At 65.4% G+C, this 16,423-nt stretch carries 14 protein-coding genes; all 14 read right to left on the reverse strand.

Annotation, left to right across the window (positions count from 1 at the left end):
* Positions 1 to 41: 41 nt before the first annotated feature.
* The 14 genes from ubiT to CLM73_RS15500 all read right to left on the reverse strand — a co-directional run bounded on the left by ubiT (position 42) and on the right by CLM73_RS15500 (position 16,404).
* Complete coding sequence (ubiT, locus tag CLM73_RS15435; RefSeq protein WP_105239173.1) at positions 42 to 509, reverse strand: ubiquinone anaerobic biosynthesis accessory factor UbiT; 468 nt, start codon at positions 507 to 509, stop codon at positions 42 to 44.
* A complete protein-coding gene (locus CLM73_RS15440; RefSeq protein WP_199778338.1) occupies positions 506 to 1,399 on the reverse strand; it encodes a U32 family peptidase in 894 nt (297 codons plus the stop codon). The genes ubiT and CLM73_RS15440 overlap by 4 nt, the downstream gene beginning before the upstream one ends.
* Positions 1,396 to 2,412, reverse strand: coding sequence for a ubiquinone anaerobic biosynthesis protein UbiU (gene ubiU, locus CLM73_RS15445; RefSeq protein ID WP_105239174.1), 1,017 nt, complete (start codon positions 2,410 to 2,412; stop codon positions 1,396 to 1,398). The genes CLM73_RS15440 and ubiU overlap by 4 nt, the downstream gene beginning before the upstream one ends.
* An 82-nt stretch (positions 2,413 to 2,494) precedes the next feature.
* Positions 2,495 to 3,157 carry a response regulator gene (locus tag CLM73_RS15450; RefSeq protein WP_105239175.1) on the reverse strand — a complete coding sequence of 221 codons (663 nt, stop codon included), beginning with the start codon at positions 3,155 to 3,157 and terminating at the stop codon, positions 2,495 to 2,497.
* Positions 3,158 to 3,171: 14 nt separating this feature from the next.
* Complete coding sequence (locus tag CLM73_RS15455) at positions 3,172 to 5,109, reverse strand: type IV pili methyl-accepting chemotaxis transducer N-terminal domain-containing protein (protein ID WP_105239176.1); 1,938 nt, start codon at positions 5,107 to 5,109, stop codon at positions 3,172 to 3,174.
* Between the two features lie 93 nt (positions 5,110 to 5,202).
* Complete coding sequence (mobB, locus tag CLM73_RS15460) at positions 5,203 to 5,700, reverse strand: molybdopterin-guanine dinucleotide biosynthesis protein B (RefSeq protein WP_105239177.1); 498 nt, start codon at positions 5,698 to 5,700, stop codon at positions 5,203 to 5,205.
* On the reverse strand, positions 5,697 to 6,362 hold the full coding sequence (locus tag CLM73_RS15465; RefSeq protein ID WP_105239178.1) for a carbonic anhydrase: 666 nt from the start codon (positions 6,360 to 6,362) through the stop codon (positions 5,697 to 5,699). The genes mobB and CLM73_RS15465 overlap by 4 nt, the downstream gene beginning before the upstream one ends.
* 1 nt (position 6,363) lies before the next feature.
* On the reverse strand, positions 6,364 to 7,362 hold the full coding sequence (moaA, locus tag CLM73_RS15470; protein ID WP_105239179.1) for a GTP 3',8-cyclase MoaA: 999 nt from the start codon (positions 7,360 to 7,362) through the stop codon (positions 6,364 to 6,366).
* The gene (locus tag CLM73_RS15475; RefSeq protein WP_105239180.1) at positions 7,359 to 8,120 is read right to left on the reverse strand and encodes a peptidylprolyl isomerase; all 762 of its coding nucleotides are present in this window, start codon (positions 8,118 to 8,120) and stop codon (positions 7,359 to 7,361) included. The genes moaA and CLM73_RS15475 overlap by 4 nt, the downstream gene beginning before the upstream one ends.
* A 22-nt stretch (positions 8,121 to 8,142) precedes the next feature.
* Positions 8,143 to 8,826, reverse strand: a complete 684-nt coding sequence (gene narI / locus CLM73_RS15480) for a respiratory nitrate reductase subunit gamma (RefSeq protein WP_056561744.1) — start codon at positions 8,824 to 8,826, stop codon at positions 8,143 to 8,145.
* Positions 8,827 to 8,844: 18 nt separating this feature from the next.
* Positions 8,845 to 9,492 (reverse strand): nitrate reductase molybdenum cofactor assembly chaperone, encoded by a 648-nt coding sequence (gene narJ, locus CLM73_RS15485; RefSeq protein ID WP_105239181.1) that lies wholly within the window; start codon positions 9,490 to 9,492, stop codon positions 8,845 to 8,847.
* A 15-nt stretch (positions 9,493 to 9,507) separates the two neighbouring features.
* Positions 9,508 to 11,073 (reverse strand): nitrate reductase subunit beta, encoded by a 1,566-nt coding sequence (gene narH / locus CLM73_RS15490; protein ID WP_105239182.1) that lies wholly within the window; start codon positions 11,071 to 11,073, stop codon positions 9,508 to 9,510.
* Positions 11,070 to 14,813 carry a nitrate reductase subunit alpha gene (locus CLM73_RS15495; RefSeq protein ID WP_105239183.1) on the reverse strand — a complete coding sequence of 1,248 codons (3,744 nt, stop codon included), beginning with the start codon at positions 14,811 to 14,813 and terminating at the stop codon, positions 11,070 to 11,072. Before CLM73_RS15495 ends, narH begins: the two co-directional genes overlap by 4 nt.
* Positions 14,814 to 15,018: 205 nt before the next feature.
* Entirely contained in the window at positions 15,019 to 16,404 is a 1,386-nt protein-coding gene (locus CLM73_RS15500) for a NarK family nitrate/nitrite MFS transporter (RefSeq protein ID WP_105239184.1), read from the reverse strand.
* Positions 16,405 to 16,423 lie beyond the last annotated feature (19 nt).

The raw sequence follows: 16,423 nt of genomic DNA on the forward strand, positions 1-16,423 counted from the left end.
GCGCGGACCGTTCGTAAGGCAGTTCGGGCGCAGGCGGGATTTCAGCCGCCCGCCCCGCTTCCGATGCCGCCATTCATCGCACTGATGCGCTGCAGCCATGCAGGCCGTGGCGACGCATCCAGCCAGTTCTTGACGATCAATCCCAGCTCCGTGTCGCCGGCGATGCGCAAGCGGCGCTGGAAGAACAAGGTATCGGCATCGGTTTCCGCGCGCATGAGCGCCAAAAAGTCGGCCAGCTTGGCACCCAGTTCCAGTTCGGCAACGCTTTCTTGCGGCCCCTTGTTCCATAGCGGCCGGAATGCGCCGTCGCGCACCACGAAGCGGCTGCGCAACCCCAGGTCTTCGACGGTGATGGCAAACGTGCGTCCGTTCAGCTCTGCGGGCGGCTCCAGCCACTTGAGCCGGCGCGCCAGCTCAAGTCCCGCGACAAAATGCAGGGACACGAAGGGTCCCGGCACGCGCTTACCCAGCTTGGCCAGCATGGGCGGTAGATTCAGGACTGCGCTCATGCGGCGGCCTCCTGCAGGCCGATGCCGGCCTGCCCGTAGTAGTAACCATTGCAGCGGCCGATTCCCGCGGGCGGTGAGACCGCGTCGGGCTTGACGCCGCGGCGCGTGGCATCCAGCGCGGCGATTGCTTCAAGCGTGCCTGCCGATTGCGGGCTGATGCGCAGGACGTCGACACCCATGCCCGCCAGTTCAGGCGCTTCGGCCAACAAGTCCAGGCACGCCGCCGATTGCACCTGGATGCCATTGATGCCCAGGAACTCGCGGGATTCGCGGGTACGCATGTCCAGGCCGTCCGGATGCTCGATGCAGCGAAAACCGCAGTCGTCTTTTTTGAGGCGGAAATGCCGCGCCGTGAAGCAGCGCGCCGAAAACGCCAGCGCCATCCTGCCCCACACCATGACTTCGGCCTGCATGCCTGCCGGGCGTTCGCGCAACAGGCGCGACAGCGTGGTTCCGTCCATTTCAAGCGGTGCGACAAACCGAACGGCGCCGCGGTTTGCCAGCCAGGTCAGCGTGCCGCCGTGATAGGCGTTGACGTGCGGGCCGGCAACAAAGCCGCGGCCGCTCAGGTGGCGCACCGCGCCCAGCTCGCCGGCCTCGACCATGAAATCCTGCTGTTCGCACAGCTTCTTGAGTGCGCTGGCCTCGGCGCCGGTCTCGATCAACGTGCGGCCCGACAGCACCACCGTCTTGCCCACCGCGCGCAGATCACGCGCCAGTTCAAGCCAATCGTCGGCGCGCAGCTCGTGCCGCCGGCTACAGACCGTTTCGCCGATGTAGACGATGTCCGCCGGGCTTTCCGCGACAGCGGCATAGAAATCCATGGTGCGCTGGCGCGGCCAGTAGTACAGCAAGGGGCCGACTGAAATCTGGAATGGGATGGGGGTCATTTCCATGGACGTTCGAAAGCGCCTTGTGTGACTTGTGAACCCTCGGCATGGCGCGCCAGCATGGCGTTCCATTCGGGGCGCGGAGAAAAGCGCGACGCGTCCGCGTGCACGCTGTCTAGCGCGGCACGCAGCGTGGACACCACCTGCGTGACATACGCCGGACTACGTTGGCGCCCTTCGATCTTGATGGCCGACACGCCCATTTCGGCCAGCTTGGGCAACAGGCCGATGGCGTTCAGGCTGGTGGGTTCTTCGAGTGCGTGGTCGGCTTGCCCGTCCACTTCGAACCGGCCCTTGCAAAGCGTGGGGTACGCGGCCGGTTCGCCGGGTTCGTAGCGGTCGATGAGAATGCCGGACAGGCGCGCATCCATGCGGCCGTCTTCTTCGACCCAGCGCACCGCGTGCGCGGGGGAACAGACGCCCTTGTTGTTGGGAGAGTCGCCCGTGGCGTACGACGACAACAGGCAGCGGCCTTCGGCCATGACGCACAGACTGCCAAAACCAAAGACCTCGACCTCGACACTGACGTTGGCGCAGATGCGCGCGATTTCCGTCAACGTCAGCACACGCGGCAACACCACGCGGCGGATGCCGAACTGTTCCTTCATGAGTTCGATGGCGTCGGTGTGGGTGGCCGACCCCTGCACCGACAGATGCAGGCGCAGGTCCGGATAACGGTCGCTGGCGTAAGCCAGGAGGCCCGGATCGGCCATGATCACGGCGTCGGCGCCCAGGTCGTGAGCGGCGTCGACGGCGGCCTGCCATTCCGCCATGCGGCCCGCCTGCACAAACGTGTTGATGGCGAACAGCACATGCCGGTTGTGGCGATGCGCCAGTTCGACGCCTGCGCGGATGTCGGCTTCAGTGAAATTGAGCCCGGCAAAGTTGCGGGCGTTGGTGGCGTTCTTGAGCCCGAGATAAACGGTGTCGGCGCCCGCTTCAATCGCCGCTTTCAAGGCGGCCAGACTGCCAGCCGGGGCCACGAGCTCTATGGGAGAGGTTCGAGTTTGCATGACGGCCAGTCTATGGGCCGCCCGTCCCCCGGGCCTTGTCGAAAATCAAACGGCGCGACGCGCGCGGCGCCTTTTTTTAGGACTATTCCTCGGTGTACAAGCCGCGTTCCACGGCATACACCGCGACCTGCACGCGGCTGGTCAGATTGAGCTTTTTCAGCACGTTCTGCACATGGATCTTGACGGTGCTTTCGCTGACGTCCAGTTCGCGTGCAATGACCTTGTTGCTCGCCCCGCGCGCCAGCCACTGCACGATCTGCGTTTCGCGCGCGGTAAGGCGGTGGCGCTCGGCCGTGCCGGGCGGCGGCGGCGTCTGGCTGGCCTGTCCGCGAAATTGTTCGACCAGCTTGGCCGTCATGCTGTCCGCAATGACGGCTTCGCCGTTTGCGGCGCGGCGGATGGCGGACACCAGGGCGTCCGCGTCGATGTTCTTGACGAGATAGCCGCGGGCGCCGTCGCGCAGCGCCTGGCCAAGCTCGTCGGCCTCTTCTGAGACGGTCAGGATGATGACCGCGCAGTTGGGTAGATCTTGCGTCAGGAGTTGCAGCGTTTCCAGCCCCGATAGGCCGGGCAGGTTCAGGTCCAGCAGCACGACATCAGGTTTGAGTTCTTGTGCGCGCTTCAGGCCTTCGACGCCGTCCCCCGCCTCGGCCACGACCTCGAAGTCGGGCTGGCGCTGCAACAGCAGGCGGACACCGGAGCGGAACAGGGTGTGGTCGTCGATGAGCAGGATTCGGATGGTCATGGTGGGCAAGGATGTCAGGCGGCCTGGCGCTCGGCGCCAGGCAAGGTGAGCGCCACGCGCGTGCCGGCGCCGGGCTGCGATTCGAGTTTTATCACGGCGCGCATCCGGGCGGCGCGCTCGCGCATGATGTGCAGGCCAACATGGGATTCGCCTCGCTCGGCGACGTCGGCCGGGTCGTACCCCTGCCCGTCGTCAGCGATCAGCAGGGTGAAGTCCCGGCCATTTTCCACGGCGATGCGCACGCGGCTGGCCTCGGAATGCTTGCGCACATTGGACAGCGCTTCCTGCAGAATGAACAGCACCTGCAACTGCTGCTCGGGTTGCAGCTGCGCGCCTTCACCCTGACTGAAGGTCAGTTCGGTTTCAATGGCGGTCTGGCGGCGGAATCGGGCAACCGTGTCTTCAATGGCGGCCTGCAGGTCACCCTGCGACAGCTTGCTGCGGAAGTTGGTCAGCAGCTCGCGCACGTCCTGGTAGCTTTCGTCCACGCCGGTGCGCAGGAGCGGCAGGATTTCGCTGACCTCTTCTTCGTCGCCGCGCTTGATGGCGGCATCCAGCATCTGCAGTTGCAGGTTCAGGAAGTTCAGGCCTTGCGCCAGGCTGTCGTGCAGGCCCTGGGCCACCAGTCCGCGCTCTTGCACGACGGCCAGCTGGCGCGCCTGCGCGCTCAGGCGCCGGTTGTCCAGCGCCACGCCCAGGTGCTGCCCCAGCGTTTCCAGGAGCTGCGACTCCGATGCCAGCAGGCGGCGCTGCGTGCGGAAATGCAGCGAATACGACCCCAGGACTTCGTCGCGCGTCACGATGCGGAACACCGCCACGCTGGCAAAGCCGTCGCGCTGGCAGTTCAGGTCAAGCTCCGGCGGCGACTGGCGGAAGTCCTGGATGACGATGACGCCGGCCTGACGGGTGGCGACGCCGCAGTAGCAGTCGTCGACCTTCATGCAGTGTTCGGATTCAATCAGTTCGTCGGACAAGCCCACCGACACCACGAGGTTGAGCTTTTCGTTGTTGGGATCCAGTGCGCGGATGCTGCCCGCGTCCGCATCGAACTGCAGCATGACCCGACGCAGGAAGCCGTCGCACATGGCTTCGATCTCGTTGGGCTGGTTCAGGAACGCGGCCATGTCGTACAGTGCCCCGATGTCGCGGTTCTGCGCGGCAAGCTGCGCCGTCTTCTGCTCCACCCGCTGTTCCAGGCTGGTGTACAGGTCTTGAAGCTCGTCCGCCATGCGGTTGTAGCCGCGCGCCAGAACACCGAACTCGTCCTGGCTTTCGACGGGCAAGCGGGTACTGAACTCGCGGTCGGCCATGCGTTGCAGGCCGTCACGCAGACGCAACACGGGCGAAATGATCCACAGGTACAAGAGGTAGATCATGGCCAGCGTGCCCGCGCTGGCAATCGCCGCCAGCACGCCCTGCGACAGGCGCAGCGACGTGGTTTTGCCGGCGTTGTCCTGTTCGATCATGCGGACCAGCGTATCGGCGCGGGCCACGAACTCGGGCAGCGTTTCCAGGTAGCTTGACGCGTCCGGCTGCCCGATGGCGCGCAGGGCCGCGGGCTTCATGATGTCGCGCCAATAGGCGGCAACATCGTGCCACTGGGCGCGGATGGCGTTGTCGTTGGGAATGAAAAGCGGCCGCGCGGGATTGCCCCGCGCCAGCCGCGCAATGGTCTCGTCCAGGATCGCGACCTGTTCCGTGGTTCGCACTTCGCGGCCGGCTTGCGGCCGCATCAGCTCGACGGCGACGCGATTGGCCCGCATCCGCAGGCTGCCGGTATCGTTGATGGCGGCGCCCGCACCTTCCAGTTGCCAGGACAGCCACAACGTCCAGCTCACCATGGACAGCACGACGATCAGCGCCAGCAGAGAGCTGGCCACGATGCGCGTGGACAGGCGGTGCCGGGGCGACGGCAGCGCGTCGGAATGGGCGGCGGTATCGGTGGACTTCATGAATGTCGAGGCAGGAAGCGCATTTCGGATGTCAGTGTAGTCGCTTCCCGCCGCCTTCCCGACGCGCGCGTGCCCGCTTTGTCACGCCCGCAATCAAGCCAGACCCAGGGTGCGGCACAGAAAGTCCGCAACCTGGGCAGGTTCGTTCAGCGGCAGGCACGGCAAGGCGATGTCAAGCGGCGCGTCGGTCACGACCGCCAGGAAGGTGGGGTCTTCGGTGTGCAGGGGTGGTTTGCCATGCGCCGGCCGGTAGACCTCGATGCGCGGAATCGCCGCCTGCTTGAAGCCTTCGACCAGCACGAGATCAGCGGGCGACAGCCGCGCCAGTTGTGCCTCCAGGGTGGGTTCCGGCGCGTCGCGCAGTTCATGCACGATGGCGTACCGGAACGGCGAGGCAATCATGACTTCCTGCGCGCCGGCGGTGCGAAAGCGGGCGCTGTCCTTGCCCGGCGGCTCCATTTCAAAGTCGTGATGGCTGTGTTTGATGACGCTGACGCGCAGGCCGCGCGCGCCAAGCAGCGGCAGCATCGCTTCGATCAGGGTGGTTTTGCCGCTGCCAGAGCGGCCGGCGATACCGAATACGGGAGTCATACGAGGGCGGGTTCCGTCAGCAAGGGGCACACGATGGGCAGAAACGTGTCCGCCCGCGGGGAGTATGCCAGCAAAGCGCCCGCCACCAGGTCGAAGTACCAGCCGTGCATCGACAGGCTGCCCGCGTCGACCGCGCGCCGCACGAACGGCAGGTCTTCCAGATTGCGCAGCGAAATCAGGATGGAGGCCTGCTCGCATGCGCGCCGGCGCTCTTCTTTCGAGGCATCCGGCATCTGCCGCAGCACCTGCTCGCGCGCCGGTTCGGCGATGTCCATCCAGCGCCCCAGATAGTCGGTTTCGCCATCGCGGCGAATGCCGCGTTCCATCAGGGCGCGGATGCCGCCGCATTGCGCGTGGCCCAGCACGATGATGCGGCTGACCTGCAATTGCTCGACCGCAAACTGGATAGCCGCCAGCACGCCCTGCAGGCCGCGGTCCTTGCTGCAAGGCGGCACCAGATTCGCCACGTTGCGTACGGTGAAGATGTCGCCGGGGTCGCACCCCAGCAGCATGGCCGGGTCCACCCGCGAATCGCAGCAGCCGATCAGGAGCGTGCTGGGATGCTGGCCGTCGCGCAGGTTGCGGTACAGCGACGGCGCGTCTTCGTAGTATTGCTGCTGAAAGCGCTGGAAGCCGTCGACGAGTCGTTCAATATCTTGCATATCAGCCTCCCGTTTGCGCCATGAAGCGCACGATGCGTTCGGGCCGGGCATTGAAGTCATGGCGTTCCGGCTTGGCCGCGATGCCCGTCCGGATGGCCTGGATGAGGTCGGCGTCGCTGGCGCCCGCGCGCAGCAGGTGTCCGAGCGGCACCTGGTCTTCCTGACCCAGGCACAGGTACAAGGTGCCGTCCACGCCCAGCCGCACGCGGTTGCAGGTGGCACAGAAATGGCGCGACATGGGCGTGATGACGCCCAGCACGGGCGCGCCCTGCCCGCTAGTCCAGTAACGCGCCGGGCCGTTGCGCGATTCCGCCAGCGACGGCACCAGACCGGCATCGGCCGCAAGGCGCGCGCCCATCGCGTTCAGGTCGGTATGTGCGAACCCGCGGCCGCATTCGCCCATGGGCATGGGTTCGATCAGCCGCAGCACGAAGCCCTGTTCCACCGCATAGGACAGCAGGCGGCGGACTTCGGATTCGGGCGTGGCGGCATGCACCACGCTATTCAATTTGATCGGCGAGAAGCCGGCTTGCCGCGCGGCCGCCAGCCCGGCCAGCACCGAATCCAGACAGTCGCGCCCGGTGATCTGCGAAAACGCGGCGGCGTCCAGCGTGTCCAGGCTGATGTTCAGACGGCTCACGCCGGCCGCGCGGAGCGACTGGGCATGGCGCACGAGCTGGGTGGCATTGGTGGAAACGGACAGGTCGCGCAGTCCCGGCATGGCGGCGATGGTGGCGGCCAGCCCGGCCACACCCTTGCGCAACAGCGGTTCGCCGCCGGTAAGCCTGACCTTGGCCACACCCAGCCCCACGAACAGCCCGACCAGCCGCGCCATTTCGGCGTGGGACATCCAGTTGGCCGGCGTCTCGAAGCCTTTGAAGTCCTTGGGCAGACAGTAGCTGCACCGCAGGTCGCAGCGGTCGGTCACCGAGACCCGCAGATAGTCGATGCGGCGGCCGAAGCCGTCCGCCAATACGGCAGAGGCTGGCTCGTCCATCATGCGGCGCTCCCGGCGAAGACCCGTTCGGGCTCCCCGTCGTCCAGGTCGATGCCGGAGATCTTGGCCCGCCCCACCAGCAGCTTGGTGTATTGCCGCCAGGCGGTGTCGCGGCTCATGGTGGTGAGCGCCGTGGCAATCTGCTTTTCCACGTGCTCGTACGGCAGCAGGCGGCCTTCGACGCGGCGCGTGACGCGCACGATGTGCAGGCCATGCCGCGTCTGCAGCAATTGCGGCAGCAGCCCGCCCGAGGGCAGCGCGAACACCGCGCGTTCAAACTCCGGCACGGTGTCGCCGCGCCCAAGCTGACCGAGGTTGCCGCCCACGGCGGCAGAGGGGCAATTGGACTGCTCGCGGGCGACCTCGGCAAACCGCGAGGGGTCGGCCAGCAGCTCGGTCAGCACCACGTTGGCATGCGCCTTCAGCATGTCCAGGTTCACGTCGGGCGTGACCTGGAACAGGATGTGGTCGGCCTCGACCAGTTCACCCACCATGAAGCGTTCGGGATGCATCTGGTAGAAGCGCCGGCACGCCGCGTCGTCGGCTTCAGGCGCCGGGGCCTGGCTGGCGAGCAACGCGCCGATGGCGCTTTCCTCGTCGGACACATCCAGGCCCTGCCGGCCGGCCTCGTCCAGCAGGACGCGCCGCAGCACCAGGGCCGTGACGGCCTCGCGCATGGGATTGCCAGCCTCGGCGTGTAAGGTAAGTTCACGTTCCAGATCCGCGTCGTTCAGTTCGACGCCATTGACGATGACAGGCATGTTCGGCTCCTAAGACAGTGGATCAGCGCGGACGGACGAGTTGCCAGGCGCGGCCCAGGTAGCCGATCGACGCGAAGCCGCTCCACACGTGCACCAGGCGGGTGAACGGGAAGATCACGAAGAGCGTGAGGCCCATGAACAGGTGCGCCTTGAAAAGCAGCGGAACACCGGCGATGTAGCTGGCGGCGTCGCCCTGGAACGTGACGATGTGCTGCGCCCAGGTCATCAGGTGCACCATCATTTCGCCGTCCATGTGACCGGCCGACAGCACGATCGTGGACAGGCCCAGCAGCAGGGTCACCAGAATCCAGAGCAGCAGGATCTTGTCGCCCGGCCGAGTGGCGTGCGCGATGCGCGGATCGGTCAGGCGGCGATGGATCAGGATCAGCAGGCCAATCAGGCACAGCCCGCCCATCACGCCGCCGGCCACCATGGCGACCATTTGCTTGAGCGAGTGCGAGACGCCCAGCGTGTCCCACACGACGACGGGCGTCAGCAGGCCGGCCATGTGCCCGAAGAACAGGCCGATGATGCCGATGTGAAAGAGGATGTTGCCCAGCCGCAACTGGCCGCGGTGCAGCAGTTGCGAGCTGTCGGACTTCCAGGTGTATTGCTCGCGTTCAAAGCGCGCCAGGCTGCCGAGCAGGAAGATGGTCAGCGCAATGTACGGATAGATGCCGAAAAGAAACTGGTTCAGGGAGTTCATGATGCGTCGTCCTGGGCATTAATGAGTCGCGGCGGAACGGGGATGGAAGTGCACGGGCTGTGCACCGCCTCCCGCAAACGGCCGCAGCAGCGGTTCCACGCCGTCGGGGCCGGCCCCGAAGGCCTCCATCGCTTCGTCCATGTCGCGCACCGGCGCCTCGGTCTGCACGCGCGGAATCACGCGGGACTGGGCGCGCAGCACGGCGAAGACGCAGGCGTAGGAGCTTTCGCTCTTGGCCAGCCGCGCGCCGATGGCCGCCAGCACGTGGATGGCTTCGTCCAGCAGGTCCTGGGCCGTGTCGGGGTCGATGACCCCCAGGAACTCCAGGAACAGCGGCACGTGGTCCGGCAATTCCGAGACCATCGGCTCGAAGCCGTGATCGCGGTAGGTTTGCAGCAGGTCCACCATGGCCTGACCGCGGTCGCGGCTTTCGCCGTGCACGTGCTCGAACAGGTGCAGCGAATGCGAACGGTTGCGGTCAAAGGTGGCGACGTAGTTCTCTTGCAGGGGAATCAGGTCGTTCGAGGCCAGGTAGCTCACCAGGGGCTGCAGGGTCTCCTCGGCGTCCGGATAGGCCGCCAGGGCCTCTTCCAGTTCACCCAGGTAGTCCAGCAGCTCCGGCTCGGGGTAGCACAGCATGGCGGAAAGCAGTCGGTACAGGCTCATGATGATTTCCTTTCCTCAGGCCGAAACGGCCTTCTTGCGCGACTTGGGCATTTCGATGAAGATTTCGCTGCCTTGCGGCTTGCGGCCGAACAGCGTGCCTTCCGACACGCCGCCCGAGCAGCCGTTGCCGAAGGTGAAGCCGCAGCTTCCCTTTTCGTTGAAGCTGTCCTCGACCACTTCCTTGTGGCTGCTGGGCACGACGAAGCGGTCTTCGTAGTTGGCGATGGCCATGATTCGGTACATGTCCTGCACCGTTTCCTCGCTCAGGCCCACTTGATCCAGCAAGGCCGTGTCACGTTCGCCGTGAACGGTCTCGGACCGCTTGAAGGCGCGCATGGCCAGCATGCGTTCCAGGGCCTGCAGTACCGGCGCTTCCTTGCCGGCGGTCAGCAGGTTCGCCAGATAACGCACGGGGATGCGCAGGGTCGACACGTCCGGGATCATGCCGCTCTTGCCCACGGTGCGCTGCGGCATCTTGCCCGATTCCGCGGCCGTCTGGATGGGCGACAGCGGCGGGATGTACCAGACCATCGGCAGCGTGCGGTATTCCGGGTGCAGCGGGAAGGCGACCTTCCATTCAACAGCCATCTTGTAGACGGGCGAGTTGCGCGCGGATTCCAGCCACGATTCCGGGATGCCCTGCTCGCGCGCGGCGGCGATCACCTCGGGCGAGTGCGGGTCCAGGAACAGGTCCAGTTGCGACTGGTACAGATCCTGCTCGTTCGCGGTGGACGCGGCGTTCTCGATCTGGTCGGCGTCGTACAGCAGCACGCCCAGGTAGCGGATGCGGCCCACGCAGGTTTCCGAGCACACGGTCGGCTGGCCGGCCTCGATGCGCGGGTAGCAGAACGTGCACTTCTCGGCCTTGCCGCTGTTCCAGTTGTAGTAGATCTTTTTGTACGGGCAGCCCGAGATGCACATGCGCCAGCCGCGGCACTTGTCCTGGTCGACCAGAACGATGCCGTCGTCTTCGCGCTTGTAGATGGAGCCGGACGGGCAGCTGGCGACACAGGCCGGGTTCAGGCAGTGTTCGCACAGGCGCGGCAGGTACATCATGAAGGTGTTCTCGAAGGTCGAGTACATCTCCTTTTGCACGCCTTCAAACAGGGCGTCACGGCTGCGCGAGCTGAATTCGCCGCCCAGGTCGTCTTCCCAGTTGGGGCCCCAATGGATCTTGTCCATCTTCTTGCCCGTCAGGACCGACACCGGACGCGCGGTGGGCGGCGTTTCCGACAGCGGCGCGTTCTTCAGGTGCTCGTAATCGAAGGTGAACGGCTCGTAGTAGTCGTCGATGGCGGGCAGGTTCGGGTTGGCGAACAGGTTGGCCAGGATGCGCAGCTTGCCGCCTTGACGCGGTTCCAGCTTGCCCGCGGCCGTGCGGTTCCAGCCGCCCTTCCACTTTTCCTGGTTTTCCCATTCTTTCGGATAGCCGATGCCGGGCTTGGTTTCCACGTTGTTGAACCAGGCATACTCGACACCGTCGCGGCTGGTCCAGACGTTCTTGCAGGTGACCGAGCAAGTGTGGCAGCCAATGCACTTGTCCAGGTTCAGCACCATGCCGATTTGGGCGCGTATCCTCATGATTGCTTCTCTTCTTGTTGCAGTTCTTCGACGAGCGGGCCTTCCAGCCAGTCCACCTTTTTCATCTTGCGCACGACCACGAATTCGTCGCGGTTGGCGCCCACGGTGCCGTAGTAGTTGAAACCGTAGGCCTGCTGGGCGTAGCCGCCGATCATGTGCGTGGGCTTGAGCACCGTGCGCGTGACCGAGTTGTGGATGCCGCCGCGCTTGCCGCTGGTTTCAGCGCCCGGCACGTTCACGATCTTTTCCTGTGCGTGGTACATCAGGCACATGCCGACCGGAACGCGCTGGCTCACGACCACCCGGGCGGTCAGCGTGCCGTTGACGTTGAACACTTCGACCCAGTCGTTGTCGACCAGACCGGCATGCTTGGCCTCGGCTTCGGACACCCACACGTGGGGGCCGCCGCGGCTCAGGGTCAGCATGCGCAGGTTGTCCGAGTACGTGCTGTGGATGCCCCACTTCTGGTGCGGCGTGATCCAGTTCAGGACCAGTTCCTTTTCACCGTTGGGGTATTTGCCCAGCATGGGCGCAACCGTCTTGGTGTCGATGGCGGGCTTGTACACGCACGAGCCTTCGCCAAAGTCCAGCATCCAGCGGTGGTCCTGGTAGAACTGCTGGCGGCCCGTCAGGGTGCGCCATGGGATCAGTTCATGGACGTTGGTATAGCCGGCGTTGTAGCTGACTTCTTCGCTCTCCAGACCGGACCAGGTGGGCGCCGAGATGATCTTGCGCGGCTGCGCCTGAATGTCGCGGAAGCGGATCTTGTCGTGCTCGCGGCCGACGGCCAGGTGCGTGTGGTCGCGGCCGGTGATCTTGCCCAGGGCTTCCCACGCCTTGACCGATACGTGGCCGTTGGTTTCCGGGGCGAAGGTCAGGATCATTTCGGCCGCGTCGATCGCGGTGTCCAGGCGCGGACGGCCCTGGCTGACGCCGGTTTCAGTCACGCTGTCGTTGATGCCGGCCAGCTCGTGGACCTCGTGCTGGGTGTTCCAGTTGATGCCCTTGCCGCCGTTGCCCAGCTTGTCCAGCAGCGGACCCACCGACGTGAACTTGCGGTAGATGTCGTTGTAGTCGCGTTCGACCACCGTCATGGACGGCGCGGTCTTGCCGGGGATCAGGTCGCACTCGCCCAGCTTCCAGTCCTTCGGTTCGAAGGCCTGGCCCAGTTCTCCCGGGGTGTCGTGCATCAGCGGAGTCAGCACCAGATCGCGGCGCTTGCCGAGGTACGGGCCACCGATGTCGGTGAACTTCTTGGCCAGCAGCTTGTAGATTTCCCAGTCGGTCTTGCTTTCCCAGAGCGGCTGCACGGCTTCGCTGAGCGGGTGGATGAAGGGGTGCATGTCGGACGTGTTGAGGTCGTCCTTTTCGTACCAGGTGGCCGTGGGCAGCACGATGTCGCCGTACAGGCACGTGGTGCTCATGCGGAAGTCCAGCACCGTAAGCAGGTCCAGCTTGCCTTCGGCCGCGTCTTCCTCGTAGGTGACTTCGGTCGGCTTGATGGCATCGCCTTCGTCGCCGAACACGGCGTTCTGCGTGCCCAGCAGGTACTTCAGGAAGTACTCGTGGCCCTTGCCGCTGGAGCCCAGGATGTTGGAGCGCCACACGAACATGTTGCGCGGGAAGTTGGCGGGATCGTCCGGGTTTTCGCAGGACATGCGCAGTTCGCCGGACTTCATCATTTCAACCGCGTGGGCGACGGGGTCCTTGCCCAGGCTGTCGGCCTGCGCAACCACGTCCAGCGGATTGGTGCGCAGCTGCGGGGCCGACGGCAGCCAGCCCATGCGCTCGGCGCGGGCGTTCAGGTCGATCATGCTGAGTTCGCCGTACTTGGCGCGGTCGGCGGTGGGGCCGAGCACTTCCTGCACGTTCAGCTTTTCATGGCGCCATTGGCTGGTGTGGGCATAGAAGAACGAGGTGCCGTTCATCTGGCGCGGCGGGCGGACCCAGTCCGAGGCGAAGGCCAGGGGCGCCCAACCGAACTGCGGGCGCAGCTTTTCCTGGCCCACATAATGCGCCCAGCCGCCGCCGCTCTTGCCGACGCAACCGCACATCATCAGCATGTTGATGATGCCGCGGTAGATCATGTCCATGTGGTACCAGTGGTTCAGGCCGGCGCCGACGATGACCATGGATTTGCCTTCGGTGTCGTGCGCGTTCTGGGCGAACTCGCGCGCCACCTGGATGACCTGCGCGCGCGGCACGCTGGTGTGCTTTTCCTGCCAGGCGGGCGTGTAGGGAACGTCGTCGTCGTACGAGGACGCGACGTTGCCGCCGCCCAGGCCGCGGTCAAGGCCGTAGTTGGCCATCTGCAGGTCATAGACGGTGGCGACCAGCGCCTCGGTGCCGTCCGCCAGGCGGATGCGGCGGGCGGGCACGTTGCGCACCAGGAGTTCGTCGTGTTCGCTGCCGAAGTACGGGAAGCCCACGCCGACCACCTCGTCCGACTGGCCCAGCAGGGTCAGCGTCGGGACGATTTCGCGGCCCGAGCCGCCGTCCTTGGATTCGAGGTTCCAGCGGCCGACCTTTTCACCGTCGTTGACAGCGCCCTCGCCCCAGCGGAAACCGATGCTGCCGTTGGGCGCGACCAGATCGCCGGTGGACTCGTCCAGCACCAGCGTTTTCCAGTCGGGGTTGTTCTGTTCGCCGAGCCCGTTGTCGAGCTGCGAGGCGCGCAGGAAGTGGTCAGGCGCGTAGAAGCCGTCGCGTTCCTTGAGCTGCACCAGCATCGGCATGTCGGTGTAGCGGCGCACGTAGTCCGTGAAGTAGGCCGACTTGCCCGAGAGGTGGAATTCCTTGAGGATGACGTGGCCCATGGCCATGGCGAGCGCGGCGTCGGTGCCCTGCTTGGGGGCCAGCCAGATGTCGCCGAACTTGACCATTTCGCCGAAGTCGCTGGACACGGCCACGGTCTTGGTGCCCTTGTAGCGGACTTCGGTGTAGAAGTGCGCGTCCGGGGTGCGGGTTTGTGGGACGTTCGAGCCCCAGACCATCAGGTAGGTGGAGTTGTACCAGTCGGCCGATTCGGGCACGTCGGTTTGTTCGCCCCAGATCTGGGGGCTGGCGGGGGGAAGATCGCAGTACCAGTCGTAGAAGCTGAGGCAGGCGCCGCCCAGGAGGCTCAGGTAGCGGGCGCCGGCGGCGTAGCTGACCATCGACATGGCGGGAATCGGCGAGAACCCGATCACGCGGTCCGGACCGTACTTCTTGATGGTGAGCGCGTTGGCGGCGGCAATGATTTCGGTGGCGGTGTCCCAGTCGGCGCGGACGAAGCCGCCCAGGCCGCGCACCGACTTGTAGCGCTTGGCGCGCTTGGGATCCTGGCTGATCCATTCCCAGGCCGCGATGGGGTCCATGGTCTTGCGGGCTTCGCGCCACATTTCGATGAGGCGGCCGCGGATCATGGGGTACTTCACGCGCTGCGCCGAGTACACATACCAGCTGTACGAGGCGCCGCGGGGACAGCCACGCGGCTCATGATTGGGCAGATCGGGACGGGTGCGGGGGTAGTCGGTCTGCTGGGTTTCCCAGGTGATCAGGCCGTTCTTGACATAGACCTTCCAGGAGCAGGAGCCGGTGCAGTTCACGCCGTGGGTGGAACGCACCACCTTGTCGTGCTGCCAGCGGGCGCGGTAGGCGTTCTCCCACTTGCGGTCCTCGTTGACGGTTTCGCCGTGACCGTTCGCGAAGGTGGACTTCACCCGCGACATGAACTTCAACCGGTCCAGAAAATGACTCATTGTGTTTCTCCAAGAACGCCGGCCTGGCCGGCGCGTACTGCGATCAATGCTGTTGAAGCAACTTTAGGTCTGGGCTGTCTGACGGACCATTCGCCGGTGGCACAACCCGGGTTCGGCAGAGTGACTAGTTACCGGGTAGGTCGAACTAGTCGTGCCGCGCCGGCCGGGTTGCGCAGGTTGCGCGCGCCGGCCGGCAATCGGGCCATCAGCAAGGCACGGGCGCGTTGCGGCGCGCGTAGTACCACCACGTGATCACCATGCAGGTGGCGTAAAAGCCGATGAAGCAAAACAGCGCGGTCTGGACGCTGCCCGTCATGTCGAGCGACGTGCCGAAGCTGCGCGGGATGAAGAAGCCGCCGTAGGCCCCAATGGCGCCGGAAAAGCCCAGCACAGCTGCCGATTCCTTGGCCGCTTCCGCCATGGCCTGCTTTTGCGCGGCCGGGCCCTTGCCCTGTGCGGCCTGCGTGCGTTCACGCAGGAAGATCACGGGGATCATGCGGAACGTCGAACCATTGCCCAGGCCGGTCAGCGCGAACAGCACGATGAACATGGCCAGGAAGCCATTGAAGTCGCCCAGGCGGCCCTCGCCCGGCAGGAAAACCATGACGCCCGCCACGGCGGCGATCATGGCCGCGAAGGTGAACAGCGTGACGCGTGCGCCGCCCAGCTTGTCGGACACCCAGCCGCCCAGCGGACGCGTCAGCGACCCGACCAGTGGCCCCAGGAAGGCATACGCCATGGGATTGACCGTGGGGAACAGCGTCTTGGTCAGCATCGCGAAGCCCGCCGAGAAGCCGATGAACGACCCGAACGTGCCCACGTACAACCAGCACATCAGCCAGTTGTGCTTGCGCTTGAAGATGACGGCCTGATCGGCGAACGAGGCGCGCGCATCGGCGATGTCGTTCATGCCGAACCACGCGGCGATGGACGCCAGCGCGATGGGGATCACCCAGATGAAGCCCGCGTTCTGCAGCCACAGGTTCTGCTGCGCGCCATTGGCGTTGATGACCTGGGGTTCGCCGCCGGCGACGCCGAAGACCCCCATCGTGATGACGACCGGCACCACGAACTGCACCAGCGACACGCCCAGGTTGCCGATCCCGGCGTTCAGGCCCGTGGCCAGGCCCTTCTTTTCCTTGGGAAAGAAGAAGCTGATGTTGGCCATGCTGGAGCTGAAGTTGCCGCCGCCCAGGCCGCACAGCAGCGCCAGGATCAGAAGCGTCGGAAACGAGGTGGTCGGGTCGCGCAGCGCGAAGCCCATGCCCAGCGCCGGAATCAGCAGCGAGGCGGTGGAAATGGCCGTCCACTTGCGCCCGCCGAAGACGGGCACGAGGAACGAGTAGAAGATGCGCAGCGTGGCGCCCGACAGCGCGGGCAGCGCGGTCAGCCAGAAGAGCTGGTTCTTGGACAGCATGAAGCCGGCGCGGTCCAGGTTGACCACGACCACGCTCCACAGCATCCAGATGCTGAACGCCAGCATCAGCGCCGGGATCGAGATCCACAGGTTGCGGTTGGCGACGCGCGCGCCGGTCTGTTTCCAGAAGCCGGGATTATCCGGCTCCCAGCGCGCAAGGACTTGAGTGGACATGAGGTTCTCTCAGGATGGT

Origin of the sequence: Achromobacter spanius, assembly GCF_002966795.1 — a bacterium.
In the GTDB taxonomy this organism is placed as follows: domain Bacteria; phylum Pseudomonadota; class Gammaproteobacteria; order Burkholderiales; family Burkholderiaceae_B; genus Achromobacter; species Achromobacter spanius_D.